Source organism: Rhizobium sp. YJ-22 (assembly GCF_029601685.1).
Taxonomy (GTDB): domain Bacteria; phylum Pseudomonadota; class Alphaproteobacteria; order Rhizobiales; family Rhizobiaceae; genus Metarhizobium.
Genome location: NZ_JARRIR010000011.1, coordinates 187,903 through 213,415, shown reverse-complemented (window position 1 = coordinate 213,415; position 25,513 = coordinate 187,903). Strand labels below are relative to the sequence as shown.

Annotated in this window: 24 protein-coding genes; 13 read left to right on the top strand and 11 right to left on the bottom strand. The window is 64.8% G+C overall.

The window, feature by feature from the left end; all coding sequences use genetic code 11:
• Positions 1-40 precede the first annotated feature (40 nt).
• From P7F60_RS23550 to P7F60_RS23535, 4 genes are all read left to right on the top strand, one after another.
• Entirely contained in the window at positions 41-928 is an 888-nt protein-coding gene (locus P7F60_RS23550; protein WP_277920130.1) for a proline/glycine betaine ABC transporter permease, read from the top strand.
• Entirely contained in the window at positions 921-1,982 is a 1,062-nt protein-coding gene (locus P7F60_RS23545) for a glycine betaine/L-proline ABC transporter ATP-binding protein (protein WP_277920129.1), read from the top strand. Before P7F60_RS23550 ends, P7F60_RS23545 begins: the two co-directional genes overlap by 8 nt.
• A gap of 97 nt (positions 1,983-2,079) precedes the next feature.
• Entirely contained in the window at positions 2,080-4,065 is a 1,986-nt protein-coding gene (locus P7F60_RS23540; RefSeq protein WP_277920128.1) for an FAD-dependent oxidoreductase, read from the top strand.
• A 1-nt stretch (position 4,066) separates the two neighbouring features.
• Positions 4,067-5,065, top strand: a complete 999-nt coding sequence (locus tag P7F60_RS23535) for an Ldh family oxidoreductase (RefSeq protein WP_277920127.1) — start codon at positions 4,067-4,069, stop codon at positions 5,063-5,065.
• A gap of 2 nt (positions 5,066-5,067) precedes the next feature.
• Here P7F60_RS23535 and P7F60_RS23530 read toward each other — a convergent pair whose 3' ends face one another.
• The gene (locus tag P7F60_RS23530) at positions 5,068-5,781 is read right to left on the bottom strand and encodes a GntR family transcriptional regulator (RefSeq protein ID WP_277920126.1); all 714 of its coding nucleotides are present in this window, start codon (positions 5,779-5,781) and stop codon (positions 5,068-5,070) included.
• A gap of 221 nt (positions 5,782-6,002) precedes the next feature.
• Here P7F60_RS23530 and P7F60_RS23525 point away from each other — a divergent pair, with 221 nt between their 5' ends.
• Both P7F60_RS23525 and P7F60_RS23520 read left to right on the top strand, forming a co-directional pair.
• Positions 6,003-6,887, top strand: coding sequence for a dihydrodipicolinate synthase family protein (locus P7F60_RS23525; RefSeq protein ID WP_277920125.1), 885 nt, complete (start codon positions 6,003-6,005; stop codon positions 6,885-6,887).
• Positions 6,888-6,891: 4 nt separating this feature from the next.
• Positions 6,892-8,238, top strand: a complete 1,347-nt coding sequence (locus tag P7F60_RS23520) for an FAD-binding oxidoreductase (protein WP_277920124.1) — start codon at positions 6,892-6,894, stop codon at positions 8,236-8,238.
• A 6-nt stretch (positions 8,239-8,244) separates the two neighbouring features.
• On the opposite strand, the gene P7F60_RS23515 is transcribed toward P7F60_RS23520, so the two are convergent.
• From P7F60_RS23515 to P7F60_RS23470, 10 genes are all read right to left on the bottom strand, one after another.
• Complete coding sequence (locus P7F60_RS23515) at positions 8,245-8,976, bottom strand: GntR family transcriptional regulator (protein ID WP_277920149.1); 732 nt, start codon at positions 8,974-8,976, stop codon at positions 8,245-8,247.
• Positions 8,977-9,098: 122 nt separating this feature from the next.
• The gene (locus P7F60_RS23510) at positions 9,099-10,097 is read right to left on the bottom strand and encodes a 4-hydroxyproline epimerase (RefSeq protein ID WP_277920123.1); all 999 of its coding nucleotides are present in this window, start codon (positions 10,095-10,097) and stop codon (positions 9,099-9,101) included.
• Positions 10,098-10,107: 10 nt separating this feature from the next.
• Positions 10,108-10,962, bottom strand: a complete 855-nt coding sequence (locus P7F60_RS23505) for an ABC transporter permease subunit (protein ID WP_277920122.1) — start codon at positions 10,960-10,962, stop codon at positions 10,108-10,110.
• Positions 10,959-11,798 carry an ABC transporter permease subunit gene (locus P7F60_RS23500; RefSeq protein ID WP_277920121.1) on the bottom strand — a complete coding sequence of 280 codons (840 nt, stop codon included), beginning with the start codon at positions 11,796-11,798 and terminating at the stop codon, positions 10,959-10,961. The genes P7F60_RS23505 and P7F60_RS23500 overlap by 4 nt, the downstream gene beginning before the upstream one ends.
• A 15-nt stretch (positions 11,799-11,813) precedes the next feature.
• Complete coding sequence (locus P7F60_RS23495; RefSeq protein WP_277920120.1) at positions 11,814-12,863, bottom strand: glycine betaine/L-proline ABC transporter ATP-binding protein; 1,050 nt, start codon at positions 12,861-12,863, stop codon at positions 11,814-11,816.
• Between the two features lie 90 nt (positions 12,864-12,953).
• Entirely contained in the window at positions 12,954-13,805 is an 852-nt protein-coding gene (locus P7F60_RS23490) for a glycine betaine ABC transporter substrate-binding protein (RefSeq protein WP_277920148.1), read from the bottom strand.
• Between the two features lie 74 nt (positions 13,806-13,879).
• Complete coding sequence (locus tag P7F60_RS23485) at positions 13,880-15,211, bottom strand: FAD-binding oxidoreductase (protein WP_277920119.1); 1,332 nt, start codon at positions 15,209-15,211, stop codon at positions 13,880-13,882.
• Positions 15,208-16,725: an aldehyde dehydrogenase gene (locus P7F60_RS23480; protein ID WP_277920118.1), complete on the bottom strand. Its 1,518-nt coding sequence runs from the start codon at positions 16,723-16,725 to the stop codon at positions 15,208-15,210. The genes P7F60_RS23485 and P7F60_RS23480 overlap by 4 nt, the downstream gene beginning before the upstream one ends.
• Entirely contained in the window at positions 16,718-17,629 is a 912-nt protein-coding gene (locus P7F60_RS23475; RefSeq protein WP_277920117.1) for a dihydrodipicolinate synthase family protein, read from the bottom strand. The genes P7F60_RS23480 and P7F60_RS23475 overlap by 8 nt, the downstream gene beginning before the upstream one ends.
• A complete protein-coding gene (locus P7F60_RS23470; RefSeq protein WP_277920147.1) occupies positions 17,626-18,336 on the bottom strand; it encodes a GntR family transcriptional regulator in 711 nt (236 codons plus the stop codon). Before P7F60_RS23470 ends, P7F60_RS23475 begins: the two co-directional genes overlap by 4 nt.
• 357 nt (positions 18,337-18,693) lie before the next feature.
• On the opposite strand from P7F60_RS23470, the gene P7F60_RS23465 reads away from it, so the two are divergent.
• The 7 genes from P7F60_RS23465 (at position 18,694) to P7F60_RS23435 (ending at position 25,405) form a co-directional block, all read left to right on the top strand.
• Positions 18,694-19,821, top strand: coding sequence for a class II histone deacetylase (locus P7F60_RS23465; RefSeq protein WP_277920116.1), 1,128 nt, complete (start codon positions 18,694-18,696; stop codon positions 19,819-19,821).
• Complete coding sequence (gene urtB, locus P7F60_RS23460; protein ID WP_277920146.1) at positions 19,821-20,681, top strand: urea ABC transporter permease subunit UrtB; 861 nt, start codon at positions 19,821-19,823, stop codon at positions 20,679-20,681. The genes P7F60_RS23465 and urtB overlap by 1 nt, the downstream gene beginning before the upstream one ends.
• Positions 20,678-21,640, top strand: a complete 963-nt coding sequence (locus P7F60_RS23455) for a branched-chain amino acid ABC transporter permease (protein WP_277920115.1) — start codon at positions 20,678-20,680, stop codon at positions 21,638-21,640. Before urtB ends, P7F60_RS23455 begins: the two co-directional genes overlap by 4 nt.
• Positions 21,637-22,338, top strand: coding sequence for an ATP-binding cassette domain-containing protein (locus tag P7F60_RS23450; RefSeq protein ID WP_277920114.1), 702 nt, complete (start codon positions 21,637-21,639; stop codon positions 22,336-22,338). The genes P7F60_RS23455 and P7F60_RS23450 overlap by 4 nt, the downstream gene beginning before the upstream one ends.
• Complete coding sequence (locus tag P7F60_RS23445) at positions 22,339-23,040, top strand: ABC transporter ATP-binding protein (RefSeq protein WP_277920113.1); 702 nt, start codon at positions 22,339-22,341, stop codon at positions 23,038-23,040.
• A gap of 49 nt (positions 23,041-23,089) precedes the next feature.
• Positions 23,090-24,265: a substrate-binding protein gene (locus tag P7F60_RS23440; protein WP_277920112.1), complete on the top strand. Its 1,176-nt coding sequence runs from the start codon at positions 23,090-23,092 to the stop codon at positions 24,263-24,265.
• A 99-nt stretch (positions 24,266-24,364) separates the two neighbouring features.
• Positions 24,365-25,405, top strand: coding sequence for a histone deacetylase family protein (locus P7F60_RS23435; RefSeq protein ID WP_277920111.1), 1,041 nt, complete (start codon positions 24,365-24,367; stop codon positions 25,403-25,405).
• Positions 25,406-25,513 lie beyond the last annotated feature (108 nt).

Sequence of the window (25,513 nt, the reverse complement as noted above, 5' to 3'; positions counted from 1 at the left end):
ACAATAAAAACGGTCGGCGCTATTCGAGAAGGGGAACCGAATGGACTGGTTTTACAAATTTCCGCATATGGACGACGATGCACTTCGCAATCTGAAGAAGGCGATCGACGACGGGTTTCGCGCGTTCACGCGCAGCTATGGCGATGCCATCGAAAGCTTCTTCACGCCCTTGCAGAAATTCCTGATCGGCGCCGAGCGCTTCATGACGCTGACGCCATGGCCGATCATCATCCTGCTCATCCTCGGCATCGCCTGGGCGGCGACGCGCAATCTGCGCATCGTCGCCGGCTGCCTGGTGACGCTGATGCTGATCGGCTATTTCGACATGTGGGACGACACGATGCGGACGATCTCGATGATCTTCGTCTGTACCGTGCTGTCGATTGCCATCGGCCTGCCGATCGGCATCCTGATGTCGCGCTCCGACCGGGTGCAGCGCATCGTCAATCCTGTGCTCGACGTCATGCAGACCATGCCGAGCTTCGTCTATCTCATCCCCGTCGTCATGCTGCTCGGCATCGGCAAGGTCCCCGGCCTGATCGCCGTCGTCATCTACGCGATCCCGCCGATGATCCGCCTGACCGACCTCGGCATCCGCCTGGTCGACAAGGACGTGCTCGAGGCGGCCGACGCCTTCGGCGCCGACAAGCGCCAGAAGCTGCTCAAGGTGCAGTTGCCGCTGGCCCTGCCGACCATCATGGCCGGCATCAACCAGACGATCATGATGGCGCTCGCCATGGTGGTCATCGCCTCGATGATCGGCGTGCAGGGCCTCGGCCAACCCGTCCTGAAGGCGATCGCCAACCAGTATTTCACGCTCGGCATCTTCAACGGCCTGGCCATCGTCGGCATCGCCATCATCTTCGACCGCGTCAGCCAGGCCTATGGCCACCGGCTGCAGAAGCACCGGGAGATCGTCCATGGCTGATCATGCCCTCGGCGGCATCCGTATCCGCAATCTCTACAAGATCTTCGGCCCCGACGCCGCCAAGCATATCGAGGCCGTCAAGAACGGCCTCACCAAGGCGGAACTGAACGAGAAATTCGGTCATGTGCTGGGCTTGCGCGACATCAACATCGAGATGCCCTCCGGCTGCATCCAGGTGATCATGGGCCTGTCGGGCTCGGGCAAGTCGACGCTGATCCGCCACGTCAACCGGCTGATCGACCCGACCGCCGGCGAGGTGCTGGTCGACGGTACCGACGTCGTGAAGATGAATGAGACCGATCTTCGCGAATTCCGCCGCCACCAGACGGCGATGGTGTTCCAGAAGTTCGCGCTGCTGCCGCATCGCAACGTATTGGACAACACTATCTTCGGGCTGGAACTGCAGGGCGTTGCCCGCGCCACCTGCATCGACACCGCCATGCGCTGGCTGGAGCGCGTCGGCCTCAAGGGTTTCGAACAGAAATATCCCAACCAGCTCTCCGGCGGCATGCAGCAGCGCGTCGGCCTGGCGCGCGCGCTCGCCAACGACGCGCCGGTGCTTTTGATGGACGAGGCCTATTCGGCGCTCGATCCGTTGATCCGCACGGACATGCAGACCGTGCTGCTCGACCTCCAGAAGGAGATCAAGAAGACCATCGTGTTCATCACCCACGATCTTGACGAGGCGTTGCGGCTTGGCGACCAGATCGCCATCCTGCGCGACGGCGAGGTCATCCAGCAGGGCACCAGCCAGGATATCGTGCTGCGCCCCGCCGACGCCTATGTCGCCAACTTCGTCAAGGAAGTGAACCGCGGCCGCGTCGTCCAGGTCGAGGCCGTCATGAGCCCGCTCGGCCCCGCCTCTGCCGGCCATGGTCCGACGATCGCCGCCGACGTCACCATCGAGGAGGCCGTGCGGGCGCTGGCCTCCGCCCCCGAGGGCGACGTCACCGTCGTCGATGCCGCCGGCCAGCCGATCGGCCGCGTCACCTTCCGGCAGCTTGCCGGCGCCATGGTCAATTCTCACGAGCCCGGCCACTGCGCCGTCGCCTGACCAGAACGGCCGGCCGCAAGGGCCGGTCGTCCGTCCGCCCGAACGGGCGCGTCCTCCCCCTGTAAAATCCAGGACTCACCCTGCCCGGGATTGCGCGATGTCCAAGAAATTTCCTCGCCTGTTCTCACCGCTCAAGCTGCGTTCGCATGTCCTGAAGAACCGGATCGTCTTTGGTGCCCACACTGCCAACATGGCGGTCGAGGGCCTGCCGACCGAGCGCCATGCCGCCTATTACGCCGAGCGGGCGATGGGCGGGGCGGCGATGATCGTCGTGGAGCCGATGCCCGTCCATGCGGCAGCCGTGCTCACGCGCGGCAATTTTCGCCCATCCGATGACGCCGTCATCCCGCATTTCAAACGCGTGGTCGAGGCGATCAAGGCGCATGGCGCGGTGGCGATCCAGCAGCTCTACCATATCGGCGCGCATGGCGATTCCGACAATTCCTTCCATCCGCACTGGTCGCCCTCCGGCCTGCCCAGCTATCACGACAGCGACGGCTCGCACGCGATGACCGAGGCGGAGATCGAGGAGACCATCGATGGTTTCGTCCAGGCGGCGCGGCGCTGTCGCGAGGCCGGTTTCGACGGCGTCGAAGTCTGGGCCGCCTATCTCGGCATGGTCGATCAGTTCTGGACGCCGTGGTGCAACCGGCGAGCGGATCGGTGGGGCGGATCGCTAGAAAACCGCACGCGCATGTCGCGCGAAATCCTGTCCCGTATCCGCGCCGTCTGCGGCCCGGATTTCATCGTCGGCCTTGCCGTCAGCGACGAGCCGGACGTCAAGGTCGCGCTGCAGCGCGACGAGCTTGCCGAGATCGTCAAGCTGCATGACGACCTCGGCCTCATCGACTACGTCACCTGCGGTTCCGGCGGCTATCTCGATTTTTACAAGCTGATGCCGACCTTCCTCTATCCCGAAAAGCTCGGCGCCGATCTCGCCGCCGTGTTGAAGGGCGTCGTCAGGAAAGCCGTCGTCATCGCCGAAAGCCATATCCGCACGCCCGAAAATGCCGAGACGGTGCTGGGCGAAAGCGCCGCCGATCTCGTTTCGATCGTTCGCGGCCAGATCGCCGATCCGCATCTCGCCACCAAGGCGGGGGAGGATCGCCCCGACGACATTCGCGGCTGTATTTCCTGCAACCAGATGTGCTGGGGCCGTCGCTCCCGCGACTACTGGATAAGCTGTCTGATCAATCCCTCGGTCGGGCGCGAGGCCGAATGGGGTGGCGATCGTTTTCGCAAGTCCGGGGAGCCGAAACGCGTGCTGGTGATCGGCGGCGGCCCGGCCGGGCTGGAAGCGGCAAGAGCCGCCGCCGAGCGCGGCCACTATGTGGTGCTGTCGGAGGCGTCGAGCCGCCTCGGCGGCAATTTCCTGCTGGCCGGATTGCAGCCGCGGCGGGCGCAGATTCTCGATCTCATCGCCTGGTATGAGCGGCAACTCGAAAAGCTCGGTGTCGAGGTTTGCCTCAACACCTATGTCGAGGCCGGCGATATCGCGCCGGCCGATTTCGATATCGTCATTGCCGCGACGGGCTCCTATTCGCCCGAAACCGGTTTTCAGAAGGCGCTGCCGACCGTCGAGACGCTGCCGGGCATTGAAAACGGCAATGTCTTCACCGTCGAGGCGATCATGGCCCGGCAGGCAAGGCCCGGCCATCGCGTGCTGCTCGTCGACGAAGGCGGCGGCTGGCGCGGCGGCGGCACCGCCTGGAAACTCGCCGAGGAAGGCCATGCGGTGACCATCGTCACCCCGGACCCCTTCGTCGGCAAGGAGTTGCAGCGAACTGCCGCCGACGTCCCCATGCGCCAAGCGCTCAAGAAGCTCGGCGTGCAATGGATCGTCGAAGCCAGCATCGCCGAATGGCACGGCAACGGCGCGACCCTCATCGATCACAATACCGGCGACCGCCGCTTCGTCGAGGCCGACACGCTTGTTACCGCGACCACCAACATGGCCGCCGACTGGCTGATGCCGGATCTGGCCGCACTCGGCCTGCCGATCCGTCAGATCGGCGATTGCGCCGCGCCGCGGCAAGCGCCTTACGCATTTTTCGAAGGCAGGAAAGCGGGATTGGAGATCTGACATGGCGGATATCGTCGAACTCGGCCAGGCCGAGGCGGAAGCGCTGGCGCGGAAGGCCTGCCTCGGCGCCGGCGTCAGTCCGGCAACGGCGCGCGCGCTGGTCGACGCCACGCTTTCGGCGGCGCAGTTCGGGCCATCGACGCTGGGCTTCCCGCATATGGTCGACTACCTCGACAGTTTTCGTGAAGGGCGCATCAATGGCGCTCCGCAGCCGAAGCTGACGCGGCCGTTTCCGGCGTTCCTGGCGTCCGACGCCGATGGCGGCATCGCTCAGTTCGGCTTCGATCTCGCCTTTACCGAGATCGTCGAAACGGCCCAAAACTTCGGCATCGCCATTTTCACCCAGTCGAACGGCTATACCACGGGCGAACTCGGCTATTACGTGCGCCGGCTGGCCGAGAAGGGGCTGGTGGCGCTGGCGGCGACCAATGCCAATGCCATGCTCGTCGCCAGGAGCGGTGGCCCCGCCGTCTACAGCACCAATCCGATCGCCTTCGGCTTTCCGCTCGGCGAGGCGACGCCGCCGCTGGTCATCGACCAATCCGCCAGCGCCACCGCCTATGTCAACCTGATCGCCGCCGCGGCCGAGGGTCGGTCGATCCCGAAGGGGTGGGCCGTCGATGCCGATGGCGCCGATACCGAAGATCCGGAAAAGGCGCTCGCCGGCGCGCTGCTACCCTTCGGCGGGCGCAAGGGCGCGAATATCGCGCTGATGGTGGAAATGCTTTCCGCCGGCCTGTCCGGCGGCTTCTGGTCGCTGGACGCCGCACCTTTCAATACCGGCAACGCCTCGCCGGCCGTGGGCCTGACGATCATCGCCATGATGCCCGGCCCGGCCGAAGACGGCCGCGTCGAGCGCGCCCACGGCCAGATCCAGCGCCTGCAGCAACTCGGCGTCCACATTCCCGGCGTCAGCCGGCACCGGGAACCGTCTTCTCAGAAAAGCCTTACGATGCCGCGCGCCGTCTTCGAGGCGTTGAAGCGCTTCGCCGAGGGCTGACGTCAGCACTCCAGCGACATCTGCAAGCCCTCCGGCGCGGCGTACATCGCCATGTTGCGACGCGACAGGTCGAGATGGGCGCGCACCAGCACCTCGGCGCGGTCGGCATCATGACCGGCGATGGCATCGACGATATCGTCGTGCTGGCGCGAGGCCTCCTCCAGTTCCTCGACCATGCGCGCATTGCTGGGGCGATAGAAAATCTTGCCGATGCGGGCGTGGTCGATCAGCAGCCGGCGCAGGCTCGGCAGCAGGAAGGCATTGTCGGCGACCTCGCCGATGCGCAGGTGAAAGCGGTCGTTCTGGAAGACGCGGCTGTCGACATCGTTGCTGCGCACTGCTGCGCGAAATTCATCCTGAATGTCGCGCAGACCGGCGATATCGGCCTTCGAGGCGTTCTCGGCCGCCAGCCGCGTCGCCGCGATATAGATCATCGGCGCAACCAGAAAGAAATCGCGCAGCGTCCGATAGCTCATCGAGGCGGCGCGCGCCGGTCGGTTCGCTTCCAGCTCGATAAAGCCTTCTCCGGCAAGCTGGCGCATCGCCTCGCGCACCGGCGGCCGCGACAGGCCGAACTCCTCGCTGAGCGCCACTTCGTCCAGCACCGCGCCGGGCGCCACCTGCATGGTCAGGATCCGCTGCCGCAGCGTGGTGCTGAGCGCCGTCTTCCTGTCGGCCCCCTGGCCGAGCGCGCCGGAAAGATGGTCAATAGCCATGGCGGCCTCCGAGATTTGTCTACAAAAGATAGACCTAACAGTTTCAAATGGTTTTTTCCAGATGACGAAGAGCCGCAACGTCCGACGCCTTGACAGTCTATCAATTGTCTATCTATTGTATTATCAATGATCAGCGACGAGCAACCAGCCGCCTTGATCCAAGCCAGCGATGCTCGTCCCGATGAACCGGCACCCGATGCCCAAGCCTGCGGACCTCTGACATGCCGAATTTCCCCTTTCCCGGACTGAATTTCGCGATCGCCACACCCTTCGATGCCGAAGGCCGTATCGATTTCGCCAGACTCGAAGAAAACATCGAGCGCTGTCTGGCGCTTGGTATTCCCGGCTTCGTGCTCAGCTCCGGCACCGGCATGCATGTCTATCTGTCGCGGGAGGAATCGAAGGAACTGGTGCGGCGCGGCGCAAAGATCATCAACGGCCGTGCAAAGGTCATCGCCCAGACCTCCGCCCTGCTGACGGCCGATGTCGTGGATCGCACCAGATTCGCTGCCGACTGCGGCGCCGATGGCGTCATGGTGCTGCCGCCCTTCTTCGAAGGCCCGACCGACGACGAGAGCATTGTCGCATTCTACACGGAGGTCACCGCCGCCGGCCTGCCGGTCATCGGCTACAACGTGCCGCATGCGGTCGGGGTGACGGTGACGCCGGCGCTGCTGAAGGAACTGTGCGCCATCCCGAATTTCTGTGCCGTCAAGGATAGCGGCGGCGATCTCGGCAAGCAGGCCTCGCTGATCCGCACCGGCCTACCGGTCATGAATGGCGCCGACAATCTCGTACCCTTCGCCCTGTTTGCCGGCGCCAGCGGCCTGATCTGGGGCGGGGCGAATTTCGCGCCGCGCACCTGCCTCGCCCTTGTTGCTGCGGCAACCGCAGGCAAGTGGGACGAGGCGCGAAAAATCTGGTCGGCGCTCGAACCTGCGATGTCGCTGATCTGGGAAGGCGACTACGTCCAGTCCGTCTATGCGGCGGCGGAACTGACCGGCTGCGGCGCCGGCAATCCGCGCAAGCCGTTGCGCCCCCTGCCCGCCGAGCGCATCGAAACCCTTCGCGCCGCCCTCGGCGATCTCATCGCGCTGGAAGCCTGAGGCGATGGTCGCGGCCGCCAAGACGGTATTCGTGGCCGCGAGGCTCCCGAAGAATAACGGGGTCTCCGCCTGGGTCGCGATGCTCCCGCCCCGCAAGGGCAATCCCCCGCTTCAGGGGCACGCGACCGCCGATATCGTCATTATCGGCGGCGGCTTTGCCGGGCTTTCCGCGGCGCGGCGAATTTCCGAACTGGACCCCAGCCTCACGGTCGCCGTGCTGGAAGCGGGCGTGATCGGCGAGGCAGCCGCCGGCCGCAATTCCGGCTTCATCATCGACCTGCCGCATGACGTCTCCTCAGACGATTACGGCGGGGACTCCATGACGAAAAGCCGGGAAGCCATCGAGATCAACCGCACCGCCATCGGGCTGGCCAGCTCGATTGCCGCCGAGCAAGGCTGGGGCCGGGACATTTTCGATCCCTGCGGCCGCTACAGCGTCGCGATCAGCAGCGCCGGCGACCGGCATCTCATCGACTACGCCAGGGCTCTGATAAACCTCGGGGAAAAGCATCAGCTCCTCAGCCAGCGCGAGATTGCCGAAGTCACCGGCTCGCGGGCCTATACATCGGCGCTGTTCACCCCCGGCACCGTCATGGTGCAGCCGGCGGCCTATATCCGTGGCGTGGCGGATTGCTTGCACGATCCCGTCCACGTCTACGAACGTACGCCGGCCGTCCGGCTGGAGAGTTCCGGCAACGGCTGGCTCGTGAAAACACCTGAAGGATCGATCAGCACCGGCCGGATTGTTCTCGCCAACAATGGCCATGCGCAAAGTTTCGGCTTCTTCAAATCCGAACTGCTGCATATTTTTACCTTCGCCTCGATGACGCGGGAGTTCGATCCCGGCCATCTGGCGGGACAGCGCCAATGGGCCGCGACCCCTGCCCTTCCCATGGGAACCACCGTCCGGCGCATTCCCGGCGAAAAGGGCGACCGTGTCCTCATCCGCTCCCGCTACACCTACCATCCGACCATCGAGGCCGGCGAGGGCACGTTGCGGCGCGCCGGCGCGGTGCATGACCGCAAGTTCAGGGCGCGTTTTCCCGGGATCGGCGATATTCCCATGGAATATCGCTGGGCAGGCGCGATGGCCGTGACCTGGAATTCGGTGCCGGCCTTCGGCGAGATCGAAAAGGGTATTTTCGCCGCCTGCGGCTGCAACGGCGTCGGCGCGACAAAGGCCACCGCCAACGGCATCGCGGCCGCCGAGCTGATGCTTGGCCACACATCGCGGCTGACGGAGATCTTCGCACGCTTCGATGCGCCCAGACGCCTGCCGCCGCAACCCTTCACCACCATCGGCGCAAAAGCCAATCTCGCCATCAAGGAATGGCGGGCGGGCGGCGAATAACGCCGCTTACGATGAAACCTCGGACAGGCTTTCTTCGCTGTCGCGGCGCGCGGCGACGCGGCGGTTGGTTTCCGAGGTCAGGGCCTTCGGCGCGATGAACAGCTCCATGTTCTGCCGCGACAGATCCCAGTGTTCAAAAACGAGGTTGACCATCGCGGTCTCGTCGCGCTGCGCCAGCGCCTCGATCATCCGGTCGTGATGCAGGCAGGATTTGGCGAGGTTGTCTTCCATCTCCGCAGTCGCGGGGCGGAAGAAGGTATGGCCGATGCGGGCATGGTCGATCAGCAGCCGGTTCAGTGTCGGCTTCAGGAAGGCGCTGCCCGCCATTTCGCCGATCAGTTCGTGGAAACGGTTGTTTTCCATGACCATCTTTTCCGCGTCGCGCGCCATTACCGCAGCGCGAAACCGCTCCTGACAGGCCCTGAGGATGTCGAGCTGGCCGGCGCGGCAGTTCTGCACCGCAAGCCGCCCGATCGCCTCGTAGATCATCGGCGCGACGAGGAAGAAATCGCGCAAGGTGGAATGATTCATCGGCACGACGCGAGCGCCGCGGTTCTCGCGGATATCCACATAGCCGTCGACCGCGAGCTGGCGCAGCACGTCGCGCACCGGCGTGCGCGAAATCCCGTACTCCTCGCTGAGCTTCACCTCGTCGAGATCGCCGTCCGGCTCCAGCTCGAGCGTCAGGATCTGGCGTTTCAGCGTTTCATGGAGCGCCGACTTGCCGCCCTTCATCATCGTCACCCTTTTTTACGCCGGCACTGCATCCGCACGCTCTGCAAAACATCGAATAATTATCCTTGTATACAGATATCGCAGGCCTCTGGTGGTTTCTAGGCCGCGAGCGCCGCAAAGGGCAGTTATCCGATCTGGAATCCATTCGCGAGCGGATCGCGGTCATCGACGAAAATGGTGTTGTGGCCGATGATGCGCGCCCAGCCGCCGACGCTGGGGCGGATGCCGGCGAAGGGGCCGACCGCCTCCTCGGCCTCGATCCGGCCTTCGAACACCGTGCCGATCAGGCTTTCCTGGCGGAAACGGTCGCCGACCTTCAGGCGACCCTTGCCGTGAAGCTGGGCCAATCGCGCCGAGGTGCCGGTGCCGCCGGGGGAACGGTCGATCGCCTTGTCGCCGTAGAAGACGGCGCCGCGCCCGTCATTGCGCTCGCCCTTGGGCGCATCGCACCAGATCGCATGGTGCACGCCGCGAATGCGGGCGTCCTCAGGGTGGACGGGATCGCAGACTTCCGCCAGCGCATCGCGCAGACGGCGGCTGAGATCGACGATATCGCCGGCCGACATGCGGTCGAGGCCGGCCCAGGCCGCCTGCGGCTCGATCACCGCATAGAAATTGCCGCCATAGGCGATATCGACGACGAGCCGGCCAAGCCCCGGCACCTCGACCGCGACATCGGCCGCATGAAGATAGCTCGCGACATTGAACATGCGCACGGATTCGACGTGCTCGCCCGGCTTTTCATAGCGGATATCGACCCGGCCGGCCGGCGTTTCGAGTGAGAGCTGGCCGGGCACGCGCGGCGTGATCAGCCCTTCCTCAATGCCCGCCGTGACGGTGCCGATGGTGCCGGCGCCGCACATCGGTAAGCAGCCGCTGACCTCGATGAACAGCACGCCGACCTCGCAATCCTCGCGAAAAGCGGGATAGAGGATTGCGCCGGACATGATGTCGTGGCCGCGCGGCTCGAACATCAGCGCCTTGCGAATCCAGTCGTGATCGCGCACGAACAGGTCGCGGCGATCCGCCATCGGCAAATGCGGCAGCAAGGGGCCGCCGCCGGCGACGAGGCGGACGGGATTGCCGCAGGTATGGGCGTCGATGCAGAAGAAGCTGTGGCGCATGGTTTTCCCTTCAGGAGGATTTGGCTGTCGCGCGCGGCCGGTGGAGCGCGCCGCGCGACAGCCGGTCGAGCAGGATGGCGACGGCGACGATGGCGAGGCCGGCGCGCAGGCCCAGCCCCATTTCCATGCGCGTCAGGCCGCGCGTCACCTCGGCTCCCAGCCCGCCGGCGCCGACGAGGCCGGCGAGAACGACCATGGCCAGCGACAGGAGGATGCACTGGTTCAGCCCAACCAGAAGCGTCGGCATGGCCGACGGTATCTCGATCTTGAACAGGATGGCGCGCGGCGGCGCACCGATCGCCTTGCCAAGCTCGACGAGATCGCGCGGGATCTGGTTAAAGGCGAGCGTCGTCAGGCGCAGCATCGGCGGAATGCCATAGACGATGGTGGCGATGATCGCCGGCACGCGCCCGAGGCTGAAGATCAACACCGCCGGAATGAGATAGACCCAGGGCGGCACCGTCTGCATGATGTCGAGCACCGGCCGCAACGCCGCCTCCAGCCGCTTGTGGCGGGCGGCGAGGATGCCGAGCGGAAAGGCGATGGCGACGGAAATCGCCACCGCGACCGTTACCAGCGCCACCGTCTGCATCGAGGCCGTCCACAGGCCGGCCGCCAGGCAGAAGCCTAGCGCTACGGCGGTCATGATGCCGATGCCCGGGCTGACGAATATGCCCGCCAGGATCGTGGCGATGGCGATGACCGCGTAGGACGGCAGCGCGACGAGACCGTATTCGATGGCGCTGAGCAGCGCCTCGATTGCCCGCGTCACCAGGTCGAAAACGGGGTGAAAGTTGGCGTTCAGCCAATCCACCGACGGCGCGAGATAGGCGCCGGGCGAAAACTGCAGTGATTCCAGGGTCATGCTTTCCCTCCCTTACCGGCGCTCTGCGTCAGCCGGTCGAGAACCATGGTCAGGATCACGATGGCGATGGCGGCATTGATCGAGGTGGCGATATCGAGCGTGCGGACCGAACCGTAGATGGTTTCGCCAAGCCCGCCGGAGCCGACGATGCCGGCGATGACCACCATGCCGAAGGCCATCATCAGGCTCTGGTTGATGCCGGCCATGATGCTCGGCAGCGCGAAGGGCAGACGGATCTTGGAAAACAGCTGCCAGCCGGTCAAGCCGCTCGCCTGTCCCAGCTCGATGAATTCACGCGGCGTCATGCGGATGCCGAGCGCCGTCAGGCGGATGGCCGGCGGCATGGCGACGATGACGGTGGCGATCAGCGCCGTCGCCGGCCCGAAACCCATCAGCGCGATGGCCGGCAGCAGGTAGATATAGGGCGGCAGCGTCTGGATGAGGTCGAGCACCGGCTGCAGGATACGGTCGAGCGTGGTCAGGAAGCCGGCGGCGATGCCGAGCGGAATGCCGACGGCGAGCGCCAGCACGGTTGCGGTGACCACCAGCGCCAACGTGCTCATGGTTTCGCCCCACAGGCCCATCAGCGCGCAGACGACCAGCGCCACGCCAGCGGCAATGCCGAAGCGCAGGCCCACCAGCCGCCATCCGAGGACGGCGGCGATCGCCGCAATGCCGTAGAACGGCAAAAGCTGCAGCAGCCAGAGAACGCCGTCATAGGTGCCTTCGAGGATCGCCCGGATGAAATCGAACAGGCCCTCGCCATTGTCGCTGATCCAGGACAGCGCGTCGTCGATGGCGCTGTCGAAAGTGTCCGGAAGCGTCGACATGTCCATGCCCTTCCTCCCCCGTCAGGTGGCGACGCCGCGAAGCAGGTCGCGGGTCGTCACCACGCCGATGACGGCGCCGTTGTCGACAACCGCGATCGCATCGTGTTCGGATTGCATGGTCAGCTCGATCAACGCGCTGATATCCGCTTCCGGCGCGGCGCGCGGCAGCGCGTTTATATCGCCGCGATAGGCGGCGACCGGCTGCATGATCGAATGCGCCTTGACGAGATGGATGCGCGAGATGCCGGCGACGAAGTCCGCGACGTAGTCGTCGGCGGGCCTGGTGACGATCTCCTCGGCATTACCGATCTGGACGATGACGCCGTCCTTCATGATGGCGATGCGGTCGCCGATGCGAATCGCCTCTTCGAGGTCATGGGTGATGAACACGGCCGACTTGTCGAGCGACTTGGTCAATTGCCGGAATTCGTCCTGCAACTGCCGGCGGATCAGCGGGTCGAGGGCGCTGAACGGCTCGTCCATCAGGATGATCTCGGGATCGGCGGCAAGCGCGCGGGCCAACCCGACGCGCTGCTGCATGCCGCCGGAAAGCTCGGAAGGATAACGCTCCGTCCAGTCGGAAAGGCCGACCTTGTCGAGGGCAGCACGGGCGATCCTGTTGCGCTCGTCCTTGGCGACGCCACGCACTTCGAGGCCGAAGGCGGCGTTTTCGAGGACTGTGCGATAGGGCAGCAGCGCCACGCTCTGGAACACCATGCCGATATTGCGCGCCCGCATGTCGCGCAAGGCCGCCGCATCGAGGGACGCGACATCCTTTCCCTTGACCATGACCGTGCCGAGGCTCGGCTCGATCAGGCGGTTGAGCAGGCGGATCAGCGTCGACTTGCCGGAGCCGGAGAGACCCATGATACAGAAGATTTCACCGCGGCGGACCTGCAGGTTGGCGTCGGAGACGCCGACCACGCAATTGAATTCCTTGAGGATGTCTTTCTTCGACAGTCCGCGCGTCTCGACGGCTTCGATGGCCGCCGCCGCGCGCGTGCCAAAAATCTTCCAGACCGAACGGCAATCGACCAGGATCTCGCTCACGTCTTTGTGCGCAATGTTCATGATGTTCCCCCACGAGCCGGTTCCGGTCGGCTCCTTGTTGTCCGGCTGCTGGCGAGCCGCGCGCGGCGCGGGCGGCTCGCCTTTGCGGGATCATTCGCCCTTGATGTTTTCCCAGCGCTTGAGGAGATCGGCATGGGCCGTGGTCCAGTCCGACACCGCCTGGTCCATGGTCTTGCCGTCGCTGACGGCGCCGTTGATGCCGGTGATATCGGCAAGCGGCACGTAGACGCTGGCGATCACTTCACGGGCATGGGGGTTCTTCTCGGAAAAACCCTTCTGGCCGATCCAGTAATAGCTCTGCGGCGGCGGGAAGACGGCCTTCGGGTCCTGCAGGAACTTGACGTCGTATTTCTGCATCATCCAGGAGGGTTCCCAGATGGTGACGGCGATCCATTCCTTGCGGTCGATGGCGGATTTCAGCGCTGCGGTCATGGCGGCGGTGCTGCCCTCGACGAGTTGCAGCTTGAGGCCATATTCCTTCACCGCATTGCCGGTGTCGCGCATCAGGCCGGCGCCCGGCTCGATGCCGACGATCTTGCCGCCAAACTTGTCGGCATTATCGTTGAGCTGGTCCATGCTGTCGATGGTGACGTATTTCGGCACGGCGACGCCCTGGAACAGGCCATGCGACACCGGCGAAATCTTTTCCAGCTTCTTCTTGTTCTTGTTCCAGTAATCCTGCGCGACATAATCGGTCTGCGAAGCCAGGATCTGGACGTCGCCCTTGGCCAGCGCCGCATAGGCGATGCCCCATTCGGCGAATTCCACCACCTTGACGGTGTAGCCCTGGTCTTCCAGCACCTTCTTGGTGATGCCGGTGATCGGCGTCAAGTCTTCCCAGGACATAGTGCCCATGGTGATCGACTTTTCCTCGGCGCGCGCCGGCAGCATGGTCAAACCGACCATGGCGGCCGCGCACAGCCCCTTCCACAACGTCTTCATCATTCACTCTCTCCTCTTGTTTTGGTTCCCACTCGCGGTTTCCGGCACAGCCGGTCGCCATTGCGCGGCCGAGGTCAGCCCTCGCGGCCGGCACGCAATTCCTGCAGACGGATCACCGAATTGATGCCGAGCCAGGCGAAGGGCTGCGGCGGAATGCGCGACGGCTGGCGGTGATCCATGTAGTCTTCCAGTTCGCGCGACCGGGTTCCGGTCGCCAGTTCCGCCGCCATCATGCCGGCCAGCGTGCTCTTGACGGTGCCGAGCCCGTTTTCGCAGCAGGCGGAATAGAGCCCCTGCTCGACCTCGCCGAAGGCCGGCACATGGTTGCGGCTGAGGCAGAGCCGCCCGGCCCAGCTATGCTCGAAGGGAATGTTCGCCAGTTCCGGAAACCGGGCGTCGAGCGAGCGGCGATGCTCCTGCGCCATCTTCGCCAGCCGGTGGGCGGAGAGCGAAACCGTGGTGTCATAGGTGTAGCGGGTGCGGATCGCGATGCGCGCCTTTCCGCCGGAGATGATCTTGCGCACCGTCGCGCCCATGGCGTCGGCCGGCAGCAGCGCCCAGCGGTCGCGGCCCGCCGCACCCGCCGGCAGCGGCGCGGTCATCGAGGCATAGGCGAAGATATGCATCAGCCGCCCGCGAAAATGGCCGAAATCGTCGATATGGCCGTTGACGCAGACGATCGTTTTCGGGGCCGTCACCGTCCCGCGCGGCGTCACCGCCGTCCAGGTGCCGCCGCCCCGGCGAAGCACGGTGACCGGCGAGCGCTCGAACAGGTCGGCGCGGCGGACGAGGCCGGCGGCGAAGGCGCGGACGTAATCCGCCGGCTGGATCAGCATTGCGCCCGGCGTATAGAGGCCGCCGAGGTAATAATCCGAGCCGGTGATGTCGCGCATCTCGCCGGCATCGAGGAAGACGTGCTTTTCACCGGCCCCGCGCAGCGACTGGCCGAAGCTGGCATTCAGCGCCATGCCCCGGGCGGTTGCCGCTGCATTGATCTTGCCGGCGGGATCGACGGTCTCGCGCGACATGCCGTATTCCTCGGCGGCGGCTTTGGCAAAGGCGATGGCGGAGCGGTTCTGCGCCATTTCCAGCCGCGTTGCATCGGCGCTTCCGCTGGAATATTCGCTGGACGACAGATTGTGCGGCACATCGATCATGAAGCCGGAATTGCGCCCGGCCGTGCCCTTGCCGACCTCGCCGGCTTCGAGAATGACGATGCGGTCGTCCGGGCGCAGTTCCAGCAGCCGGCGGGCCGCGGACAGGCCCGCAAAGCCCGCGCCGATGATCAGCCAGTCCGCTGTGACGTTGCCTTCGAGGGTTCTGGCGGCAAACGGCCGGGCGCTGATCGCCTCCCAGCCGGAGACGCCATTTTCCACCGGCAAGCGCCGGACGGAGGTCGTGGTCATCGGACCGTCTCGTCGAGGGAGCGTTCGGAAATGTCGATCCAGATGGTCTTCAGCTCGCAGTAATTGTCATGGGCGAAGACCGACTTGTCGCGCCCGCCGAAACCGGATTCCTTGTAGCCGCCGAAGGGGGTGGAGGCATCGCCCTCGCCGAAGCAATTGACGGTGACGAGGCCGGCGCGGATATCGCGGGAAAGCCGGATCGCATGGCGCAGGCTGCCCGTATAGATCGACGCAGTCAGGCCGTAATTGGTGTCGTTGGCAAGCGTCACGGCTTGCGCCAGGGTCTCGAAACTCGTCACCGACAGGATCGGCCCGAAAATCTCCTCCTGGAACAGCCGGCTTTTCGGCGTCACGCCATCGACCACCGTCGGTTCGATGAAGGCGCCCTCATAGGTCTCGCCGCCGTGGGCCAACGACAGCTTTTCGGCTTTCACGTCGTCGAGGAAGGATTTGACCTTCTCGAAATGGGCCTTGCTGACCAGCGCGCCGATGCGGTTTTCGGGGTCGAGCGGATCGCCGGTCTTCCAGTCGCGCATATAGGCGCCGATGCGTTGCAGCAGCTCGTCCTTGATGCTGGCATGGACGATCAGGCGCGAGGTCGCCGAGCAATTCTCGCCCATGTTCCAGAAAGCGCCGTTGACCACCTGCTCGGCGACGAGATCGAGGTCTTCGGCATCGGCCAGCACCACCGCCGGGTTCTTGCCGCCGCATTCCAGCACCACCTTCTTGAGGTTGGAATCGGCCGCATAACGCAGGAAGCGCCGGCCGGTGGGCGTCGAGCCGGTGAAGGCCACCATGTCGACATCCATATGCAAGCCAAGCGGTTCGCCGACCGCGCTGCCGCCGCCGGTGACGACGTTGAAGACACCCGCGGGAATGCCCGCCTCATGCGCCAGTTCGGCGACGCGCAGCGTGGTCAGCGTCGTCTCCTGCGCCGGCTTGACGATCACCGAGCAGCCGGCGGCCAGCGCCGGGCCGATCTTCCAGGCGAGCATCAGCAGCGGGAAATTCCACGGCAGCACGCAGGCGACGACGCCGATCGGCTCGCGCACCACCATGGCCAGCGCATTGGCGCCGACATTGTTGGTGTTGTCGTAGAGCTTGTCGATCAGCTCCGCATGCCAGCGGATGGTGTGGATCGTGTCGGGAATATCGACCGTCTGGCATTCGCGCACCGGCTTGCCGCTGTCGAGGCTTTCCATCACCGCCAGTTCATGGCGGTTGTCTTCCAGCAATTTTGCGAGCTTCAGCAGCGCCGCCTTGCGCTCGCCGGGCGATTGAAGACGCCAGCGGCCGTCATCGAAAGCAGCCCTGGCCTTGGCCACGGCAAAATCCACGTCGCTTGCATCGCAGGCGGCGATATTGCCGAGCACGTCGCCGGTCGCCGGATTGGTCGTCTGAAACGTCTTGCCGGAATTGGCCGGCCGGAAAGCGCCGTCGACGAAGGCGTTGGTCGGCAGGTCGAGGCCGGCGGCGATGGCCTTGTATTCGGCTGCGGTCAAGGGTTCATGCATGGTTGGCTCCCGACGTGATCTGGGCGACCGTGCGCTTCAAGGTGGCGACGACAGTCTGGAGGGTTCGCTTTTCGTCTGATGTCATGGGGCGCAGCGGCGCGCGTACCGGCCCGGCCTTGAGGCCGATGATCTCGCAGCCATGCTTGATCGACTGCACGAACTTGCCGCCTTCGAGGAAATCCATCAGCGGCAGCATCGCCGTCATGATCGCCCGGCCCTTGTCGAAGTTCTTTTCGAGCACACAGGCCTCGTAGAGCGCCACATGCTCGCGCGGCAGGAAATTCGAGCCGGCGCAGACCCAGCTTTTTGCCCCCCAGGCGAAGAATTCCAGCGCCTGGTCATCCCAGCCGCAGGAGAGCGCGATATGCGGAAATTTGCGCGCCAGCAGGTGCATATTGGCGGTTTCGCCGGAGCTTTCCTTGATGGCGACGACGTTCTTCGACTTGCCGACGCGGGAGAAATACTCCTCGCCCATCATCACGCCCATGCGGGCCGGATAGTTGTAGAGCATGATCGGCAGATTGGCGGCGCGATCGACGGTCAACGCATGCACGGCGTTTTCGCGCTCGGTCGGCAGGGCATAGGGCGGCGAGGAGACGAGGATGGCGTCAGCGCCGATCTCTTTCGCGGCCTTGGCATATTCGACCGAATCCTCGGTACGCGTCGCCCCGGTGCCGATGACCAGCGGCAGGCGATTGCCGATCACTTGTCTGGCGTAAGCACCGAGATCGAAGCGCTCCTGTGCCGTCTGGGCATAATATTCGCCGGTCGAGCCGCCGACGACAATGCCATGCACCTTCGCCTCGATCAGCGATTCCAGCACGGCGGCGAATGCCTGCCTGTCTATCTGCCCGTCCGGGTCGAGCGGCGTTATCGCCGGCGTATAGATGCCTTCGAAATTCAAGACGATCTCTCCATGGTTGCGGCAGGCGCGTCGAAACGGGCGTCCGCCTTCATTCCTCGCGGCGCGATGAACATCTCCATGTTCTCGCGCGACAGTTCCCAATGTTCGAAAACCAGGTCGACGACGGCGTCCTCGTCCTGCGCGGCGATGGCCGCGATAAATCCGTCGTGGTGATCCACGGCAAGCTGCAGGCGGCGACGCATGTCCTCGTTCTTCGGCCGGAAGAAGGTGTGGCCGATGCGGGCATGGTCGATCAGAAGCCGCCCGAGGCTCGGCCGCAGATAGGCATTGCCGGACATCTCGCCGATGATCTCGTGGAACCGGTTGTTCTCGATAACCATCGCATGGGCCTCGTCCGACAGACTGGCACGGCGGAAACGCTCCTGCGTGTCGCGCAGGTCGGCGAGCTGGCGCGGCTTGACGTTCTGCACCGCCAGCCGGCCGATCGCCGCATAGATCATCGGCGCGCCGAGGAAGAAATTGCGGAGGGTCTCGTGGTTCATCGGGATGACCCGGGCGCGCCGGTTTTCGCGAATCTCCAGGTAGCCGTCTCCCGCCAGCCGCCGGAAGACATCCCGTACCGGCGTGCGCGAAAGACCATAGCGCTCGCCGATCAGCGCCTCGTCGAGGCTCTCGTCGGGATCGAGTTCCATCGTCAGGATCTGCCGCTTCAGGTCGTCGTAGAGATCTTGCTTGCCGCCCTTCACCGGCCCCTCCTCGGCATCGGCTTGTCGATGGAGGAAAGCTCTCATGGCGCGGTGGCCAAGTCAATCAAAATGTATAATGCTGTTATACATTGAAAACTATCTGAGAATACATTCTCCAACGACCGCTTAGGTTCGTACGAAATATCGCATTTAAAACAATGGCTTGTATTCGACCAGCGACCACCGTCACCGTTGAAAAAATTTCGTCTATGAACGAGAATGACCGCTGCTGGCGGGCGAAGCGCCCCAGAACCCCTCCGAAAGGATGGGGTAAATTTTGGCGCCTGCCCTCCTTTCGGATCGGGACAAGGCGGACGGGCCGTATTAGACCTCCTATCCGCAACAGGATACGGCGTCATGACAACCGGCTACGTCTTTCACGAGCACTATCTCTGGCACGATACGGGCACCAGCGCCCAGATGATGCCGCCCGACCGGTTCGTCGAGCCGGGGCTGCATGTCGAGGCGCCCGCCACCAAGCGGCGGTTGAACGGCCTGCTGCATGTCAGCGGCCTCGCCCGCCATCTGGTGCGCATCGAGCCCGAGCCGGTCACCGCCGAGGATCTGGCCCGCGTCCACACCCGCCGCCACATCGAGAACATCCAGGAACTCAGCAAGGTCGGCGGCATCTATGCCGGGCCGCAGGCGCCGATCGGGCGCGGCAGCTACGAGATCGCGCTGCTGTCGGCCGGCGGCACCTGGATGGCGATGGCGACGGTGCTGAGCGGCCGCGTCGACAATGCCTATGCGCTGGTGCGCCCGCCGGGCCATCATGCCGAGCCGGACAGCGCCATGGGATATTGCCTGTTCGGCAATGCCCCCGTCGCCATTCGCCGGCTGCAGGCGGAAGGCCTGCTCGGCCGCGTCGCCATCGTCGATTGGGATGTGCATCACGGCAACGGCACGGAATCGGCCTTCTACGACGACCCCTCGGTGCTGGCGATCTCCATCCATCAGGACAATCTCTATCCGATCGGCCGCGGCGCCGTTGCCGACAACGGATCGGGCGACGGCGAAGGCTTCAACATCAATATTCCCTTGCCTCCAGGTAGCGGCACCGGCGCATACGAAGCGGCCTTCGACCGCGTCGTATTGCCTGCCCTGCAGGCTTTCCGCCCCGACATGATCGTCGTCACCTCCGGTTTCGACGGTGCCGGCTTCGATCCGCTGGGGCGGATGATGCTCAACAGCGAATGCTATCGGCGCCTGGCGCGGCGGCTGGCGGGGGCTGCGGCGGAACTCTGCGGCGGCCGCCTGGTGATGACCCATGAGGGCGGCTATTCGGAAGGCTACGTGCCTTTCTGCGGCCATGCCGTCATCGAAACGCTGGCCGGCGTGCGCACCGAGGTCGTCGATCCCCTCACCGACCATATCGACGAATGGGGCTGGCAGGCGCTTCAGCCGCATCAGGACGTGATGATCGCCAGGGCCGAGGGCTTGGTCGATCGTCTCGCCGCCCGTCTTTCGGCAAGGGCGGGCCGGTGATGGACCTTGCCGTCACCACCCTTCTCAATGCCCTGACGCTGATCAGCATCCTGGCGCTTGTCGGGCTGGGGCTGACGATCAGCTTCGGCCTGATGAACGTCACCAATCTGGCGCATGGCGAGTTCGTTACCGTCGGCGCCTTCACGGTCTACTTCGTGCAGAGCCATGGCGGCTCCTTCTGGCTTGGGCTGGTCGCGGCCCCGGTGATCGGCGCCATCGTCGGGCTGCTGCTCGAAGGCATCATCCTGCGCTGCCTCTATGAACGGCCGGTCGGCGCCATTCTGGCGACCTGGGGCGTCAGCCTCATCCTGCAGCAGGGCATCGAACTCACCTTCGGCCTGGGTGCGAAACCGGTGGTGCCGCCCCTCGACGGCGTCATCGATCTCGGCGTCACCGCCTATCCGGTCTATCGCCTGATCCTCATCGCCATCGCGCTGCTGACGCTGGCCGGTGTCGTCCTGCTGGTCGCCCGCACCCGTTTCGGACTCGATATCCGCACCGTCATCCAGAATCGCGACATGGCCGAAGCGGTCGGCATCAACACGCGCCGCACCTACGCCGTCGCCTTCGGTTTCGGGGCGGCGGTCGCCGGGCTTGCCGGCGCGCTGATCTCGCCGCTCGCCACCGTCCTGCCGCAGATGGGCGTCAATTATCTCGCCAATGCCTTTTTCGTGGTCATCGTCGGCGGCGCCGGCTCGGTCTTCGGGTTGATTGCCGGCAGCACCTTCGTCGGCGGCCTGACGAGTATCCTCAACTATCAGATTTCACCGTCGCTGGCACAGGCGCTGGTGCTCCTGTCGGCGATCGTCATCGTCCGTTTCCGCCCGCATGGCCTCGTTTCCATCGGAGGCCGCGCATGAGCAACCGCACCTGGTTCGCCACCTTCGCGACCGGCATCCTGCTTCTCGCCTTGCTGCCGAATGTCGTCGACGGCTATATGCTGGGCGTCATGCGCGATGCGCTGATCTTCGGCCTGTTCGCCGCCAGCCTCGATTTCTTCTGGGGCCGCACCGGCATTCTCTGCTTCGGCCATGCCTGCTTCTTCGGCCTTGGTGGCTATGTCATGGCAATCGTCAGCATGATGCCGGACTTGGCACAACCGACGCTTTTCGGCCTCGTCGCGGCGGTGGCGGCCAGCGCCCTGCTGGCCGCCGTAATCGGCTACTTCATGTTTTTCGGCGGGGTGCGCGGCAGCTACTTCACCATCGTGACGCTGGCACTGGCGGTCATCGCCCAGCAGGTGGCGATCTCGTGGAGCGACGTCACCGGCGGCGATACCGGCTTGCTCGGCGTTCCGCCGCTCGCCTTCGGCGCGCTCGATCTCTCCGGCGACATCGCCAGCTATGCCGCCGTCGCCGTCATCCTGGTCGCCTGCCTGCTCGGCCTGCGGCTGGTCTCGGTCGGGCCCTGGGGCAAGGTGCTGACCGCCATCGGCGACAACGAGATGCGCGCCGCCGCCCTCGGCTACAACGCCGCCCAGCGCCTGACGCTGACGTTTACGCTGTCGGCGGCCATCGCCGGCCTTGCCGGGGCGCTCTATGTCGCCATGGCCGGGCTGGTGGCGCCCGATCTCATCGGCCTGCTTCTGTCCACCGAGGTCGTCGTCTGGGTGGCGATCGGCGGGCGCGGCACGCTGATCGGGCCGGTCGTCGGCGCGGTTCTGGTGCAGCGGGCGCAGCAGGAAATCTCCAGCTACAATCCCAGCCTGTGGCCACTGATCATCGGCTGCATCTTCGTTCTGATCGTCTTCCTGCTGCCGGACGGCATTCTCTCCATCGCCCAGCGCCTGCGCGGCGTTCTGCCGGGGAGGACACGATGACGGCGCTTCTCGAAGCCAGGGATATCGGCGTACGGTTCGGCGGGCTGGATGCGCTGTCCGGCATTTCCTTCTCGATTGCCGAACGGTCGCTTGCCTGCATCATCGGCCCGAACGGCGCCGGAAAAAGCACCTTTCTCAACGTCCTGACCGGCACGCAGAAGCCGACCGCCGGCAGCGTCCTGTTTCGTGGCAATCCGATCAGCGGCCTGCCGCTGCATCGCATCGCGCGCGCCGGCATCGCCCGCAAATTCCAGATACCCTCGGTCTTTCCCAGCATGTCGGTCGCCGACAACCTCGACATCGCCCGCCGCGGAACCGGCAGCGCACCGGCGCTGGAGGGCGATGTCATCGAACTGATCGGCCTTTCGGCCAAAAGGGAGGTCAAGGCCGGCGAACTGCCGCATGGCGAAAAGCAATGGCTGGAGATCGGCATGGCAATCGCAACCGGCCCGAGCCTGCTCCTGCTCGACGAACCGACCGCCGGCATGACGCCGCAGGAAACCCAGGCGACCGCCCGGCTGATCCACCGCCTGCAGGCACGGCTGGCAATCATCGCCGTCGAGCACGACATCAGCTTCGTGCGGGCGCTGGACGCCGATACGCTGGTGCTGCATCAGGGCCGCTTCTTCCGTCGCGGCCCCTTCGCCGAGATCGAAGCCGATCCCGCCGTGCGCGACGTCTATCTGGGGAGGCGCTAGATGCTCACGGTTTCGGGGCTCAAATCCGGCTATGGCGCGCTTCCCGTGCTGCACGGCGTCGACCTGTCGATTTCGGCCGGCGAGGTCGTCGGCCTGCTCGGCCGCAACGGCGCCGGCAAGACCACGCTGCTGCGCACGCTCGGCGGCGCGCTGGCCACGCAAGCCGGGACGATCCGCATCGATGGCCGCGATGTCAGCCGCAGCCGCGCCTATATGCGCGCCCGCGCCGGCATTGCGCATGTGCCGCAGGGACGCGGCATTTTCGGCCGGCTGACGGTGGAGGAAAACCTCGAAGTCGGCACGCGCGCCGCCGGCAAGATCGATGTGAAACGTCTGCTTGACGAAGCCTATGCCCATTTTCCGATCCTGCGCGACCGGCGTCGTCAGATGGCCGGCACCTTTTCCGGCGGCCAGCAGCAGATGCTGGCGATTGCCCGCGCCTTGTGCGGCCAGCCGAAGGCGCTGCTGCTCGACGAACCGTCCGAGGGCATCCAGCCGAACATCGTCCAGGAGATCGGCGAACTCGTGCCGCGCCTGGCGCGCGAACGCGGCATCGCCGTGCTGCTGGTCGAGCAAAATCTCGATCTCGCCCTCCATGCCAGCGGTCGCTGCATCGTCATGGACAAGGGTCTGATCGTCCATGCGGCCGAGACATCGGCCTTCCGCAATGAAGAGCTTCTTGCGCAGTTCCTGGCTTTATAAGCGGGACCAGGCCCGCCTTGACGACGAAGAGGGTGTAACGATGAAGACCATGATCAACAGACGCGATCTCCTGAAGCAGGGCGCGGGCGCGGCCATGCTCGCCGGCACCGGGCTTTCCTTCCCCGGCATCCTGCGGGCCGCCGATACCGTGAAGGTGGGACTGTCCATTCCCGTCACCGGCCTGCAGGCGATCCTCGGCGAGACGCTGATGAATTGCTACAAGCTGGCCGCCGACGAACTCAACGCCGCAAACGGCATTGCCGGCCGCAAGGTCGAACTGATCGTCGAGGACAACCAGACGACCACCAAGGGCGCCGTCGACAAGGCCCGCAAGCTGATCGGTCAGGACAAGGTCGACGTGGTCATGGGCACCATCATCTCGCTGGAGCGCAGCGCCACGCTGTCGGTCACCTCGCGGGCGAAAAAGCTGTTCTTCTATCCCACCAATTTCGAAGGCGGCGAATGCGACACATACTTCGTCGCGACAGGGCCGATCCCGATGCAGCAGGTCGATCCCATGGCGCCGTGGATCGTCGAAAGCCTCGGCAAGACCGTCTATATCATGGGCTCTGACTATGCCTGGCCGCGCAAGATGACCGAGGCGATCACTGCGGCCCTGGAAAAGGCGGGCGGCAAGGTCGTCGGCGCCGATTTCTATCCCTTCGGCACCCAGGATTTCGGCCCCGCCTTCCAGAAGATCAAGGACAGCAAGCCGGATATCGTCTGGTCGATGGTGGTCGGCAACGATGCCGTCACCCAGCTCAAGCAATATCGCAGCTTCGACATGCGCCAGCCGCTGATCGCGCCGCTGGACGAGGTGTTCAACAAGGATGCCCTGCCACCCGGCGTTGCCGCCGGCACCTATGCGCCACAGCCCTACTGGATGTCGATCGACAGCCCCGCCAACAAGGCCTTCATCGATGGCTTTCGCCAGCGCTTCGGCCAGGACAAGATGGTCAACGGCATCGGCGAGGCCGGCTACAACGGCCTGCATCTCTATGCGCTCGCCGCCGAAAAGGCCGGCAGCTTCGAGGATGCCAAGGTTCTGGCCGCCCTTCCCTCGGTCGAATTCGACGCGCCGCAGGGCAAGGTGCGCATCGATGGCTCCAACAATCATTGTGTCGTCAATTCCTTCGTCGGCAAAGCCAAGGACGACGGCGTCGGTTACGAGGTGGTGAAGAGCTTCGGCGCCATCGAGCCGGTCACGCCTTACTGCAAGCTCTGACACCACGCCAATCAAAGACCGAAACGCCGCCCGGCAAACATCGTGGGGCGGCGTTATTCTATTGTTTTTAGAGAATTTTTTTGCGAGGCAAAGCCACCGATGAAAACCTTCTACACGTCCGACCACCATCTCCATCACAGCGGCATGGAACTCTCCTTCGGCAAGATCGTCGAGACCTTCGAAATGCCCAGGCGCGCCGAAATCGTGCTGGCTCGCGTCCGGGAAGTCGGCCTCGGTCCGGTGGAGACACCGGCGGAATTCGACATCGCCCTCATCAAGCGGATCCACGACACCGGCTATGTCGACTTTCTGCGCAGCGTGTTCGATGAGTGGCGCGCGGCGGGCCGGGACGGCGAAGTCTGGCCCTATAGCTGGCGGCACCGTTCCATGCCGCCGATCGATACGCCCCCCTCCGGCCTCGATGCGCGACTATCTTATTATTCCTTCGACATGGCCGGATCGATCACCGAAACGACATGGAGGGCGGCCAAGCGTGCGTCCGATACCGCGCTTGCCGGCGCCGAGATCGTCCGGAACGGCGCCCGATCGGCCTTTTCGCTGTGCCGCCCGCCTGGCCACCATGCCGGCCGCGATTTCTTCGGCGGCTATTGCTACCTCAACAACGCCGCCATCGCCGCGCAATATTTTCGTGACCAGGGGGCCGGGCGTGTCGCCATCCTCGATATCGACTATCACCACGGCAACGGCACGCAGGAAATCTTCTACGACCGCGACGACGTGCTGCTCGCCTCGCTGCATGGCGATCCCGACTTCGAATTCCCTTTCCATCTCGGCTATGCCCGCGAGACCGGGTCAGGTGCCGGAACCGGCTACAACCTCAACTATCCCCTGCCCTCCGGCACCGACTGGCCCCGCTGGCGGAATGCCTTCGAGGATGCCTGCGCCCGCATTGCCGCCTATGGTGCGGACACACTTGTCGTCTCGCTCGGCGTCGATACGTTCAAGGACGATCCGATCTCGCAGTTCAGGCTCGAAAGCGCGCATTTCGTCACCATCGGCGAACGTATCGCAGCCCTCGGCCTGCCGACATTGTTCGTCATGGAGGGCGGTTATGCCGTTGAGATGCTGGGTGTCAACGCCGTCAATGTGCTCTCGGGGTTTGAACACGGTTCGGCCTGACGAGGCCATCGGCTTCAGCCATCCGTCATGTCGAGCGCCTTTCGCCTGTATGGGCGCGCATCAACGCCATCAGCATCGGTCCCGGTGAGAACCGGCCGGTCGCCGCCT

What these genes read in the sequence shown, in the direction of transcription:
- P7F60_RS23520 (WP_277920124.1), top strand. Translation starts at nt 6,892, where the DNA reads ATGGTCGCGGCCGCCAAGACGGTATTCGTGGCCGCGAGGCTCCCGAAG.
- P7F60_RS23510 (WP_277920123.1), bottom strand. Translation starts at nt 10,097, where the DNA reads ATGCGCCACAGCTTCTTCTGCATCGACGCCCATACCTGCGGCAATCCC.
- P7F60_RS23490 (WP_277920148.1), bottom strand. Translation starts at nt 13,805, where the DNA reads ATGAAGACGTTGTGGAAGGGGCTGTGCGCGGCCGCCATGGTCGGTTTG.
- P7F60_RS23515 (WP_277920149.1), bottom strand. Translation starts at nt 8,976, where the DNA reads ATGATGAAGGGCGGCAAGTCGGCGCTCCATGAAACGCTGAAACGCCAG.
- P7F60_RS23480 (WP_277920118.1), bottom strand. Translation starts at nt 16,725, where the DNA reads ATGCATGAACCCTTGACCGCAGCCGAATACAAGGCCATCGCCGCCGGC.
- P7F60_RS23540 (WP_277920128.1), top strand. Translation starts at nt 2,080, where the DNA reads ATGTCCAAGAAATTTCCTCGCCTGTTCTCACCGCTCAAGCTGCGTTCG.
- P7F60_RS23505 (WP_277920122.1), bottom strand. Translation starts at nt 10,962, where the DNA reads ATGACCCTGGAATCACTGCAGTTTTCGCCCGGCGCCTATCTCGCGCCG.
- P7F60_RS23530 (WP_277920126.1), bottom strand. Translation starts at nt 5,781, where the DNA reads ATGGCTATTGACCATCTTTCCGGCGCGCTCGGCCAGGGGGCCGACAGG.
- P7F60_RS23450 (WP_277920114.1), top strand. Translation starts at nt 21,637, where the DNA reads ATGACGGCGCTTCTCGAAGCCAGGGATATCGGCGTACGGTTCGGCGGG.
- P7F60_RS23535 (WP_277920127.1), top strand. Translation starts at nt 4,067, where the DNA reads ATGGCGGATATCGTCGAACTCGGCCAGGCCGAGGCGGAAGCGCTGGCG.
- urtB (WP_277920146.1), top strand. Translation starts at nt 19,821, where the DNA reads ATGGACCTTGCCGTCACCACCCTTCTCAATGCCCTGACGCTGATCAGC.
- P7F60_RS23500 (WP_277920121.1), bottom strand. Translation starts at nt 11,798, where the DNA reads ATGGACATGTCGACGCTTCCGGACACTTTCGACAGCGCCATCGACGAC.
- P7F60_RS23525 (WP_277920125.1), top strand. Translation starts at nt 6,003, where the DNA reads ATGCCGAATTTCCCCTTTCCCGGACTGAATTTCGCGATCGCCACACCC.
- P7F60_RS23545 (WP_277920129.1), top strand. Translation starts at nt 921, where the DNA reads ATGGCTGATCATGCCCTCGGCGGCATCCGTATCCGCAATCTCTACAAG.
- P7F60_RS23455 (WP_277920115.1), top strand. Translation starts at nt 20,678, where the DNA reads ATGAGCAACCGCACCTGGTTCGCCACCTTCGCGACCGGCATCCTGCTT.
- P7F60_RS23550 (WP_277920130.1), top strand. Translation starts at nt 41, where the DNA reads ATGGACTGGTTTTACAAATTTCCGCATATGGACGACGATGCACTTCGC.
- P7F60_RS23440 (WP_277920112.1), top strand. Translation starts at nt 23,090, where the DNA reads ATGATCAACAGACGCGATCTCCTGAAGCAGGGCGCGGGCGCGGCCATG.
- P7F60_RS23465 (WP_277920116.1), top strand. Translation starts at nt 18,694, where the DNA reads ATGACAACCGGCTACGTCTTTCACGAGCACTATCTCTGGCACGATACG.
- P7F60_RS23485 (WP_277920119.1), bottom strand. Translation starts at nt 15,211, where the DNA reads ATGACCACGACCTCCGTCCGGCGCTTGCCGGTGGAAAATGGCGTCTCC.
- P7F60_RS23445 (WP_277920113.1), top strand. Translation starts at nt 22,339, where the DNA reads ATGCTCACGGTTTCGGGGCTCAAATCCGGCTATGGCGCGCTTCCCGTG.
- P7F60_RS23435 (WP_277920111.1), top strand. Translation starts at nt 24,365, where the DNA reads ATGAAAACCTTCTACACGTCCGACCACCATCTCCATCACAGCGGCATG.
- P7F60_RS23495 (WP_277920120.1), bottom strand. Translation starts at nt 12,863, where the DNA reads ATGAACATTGCGCACAAAGACGTGAGCGAGATCCTGGTCGATTGCCGT.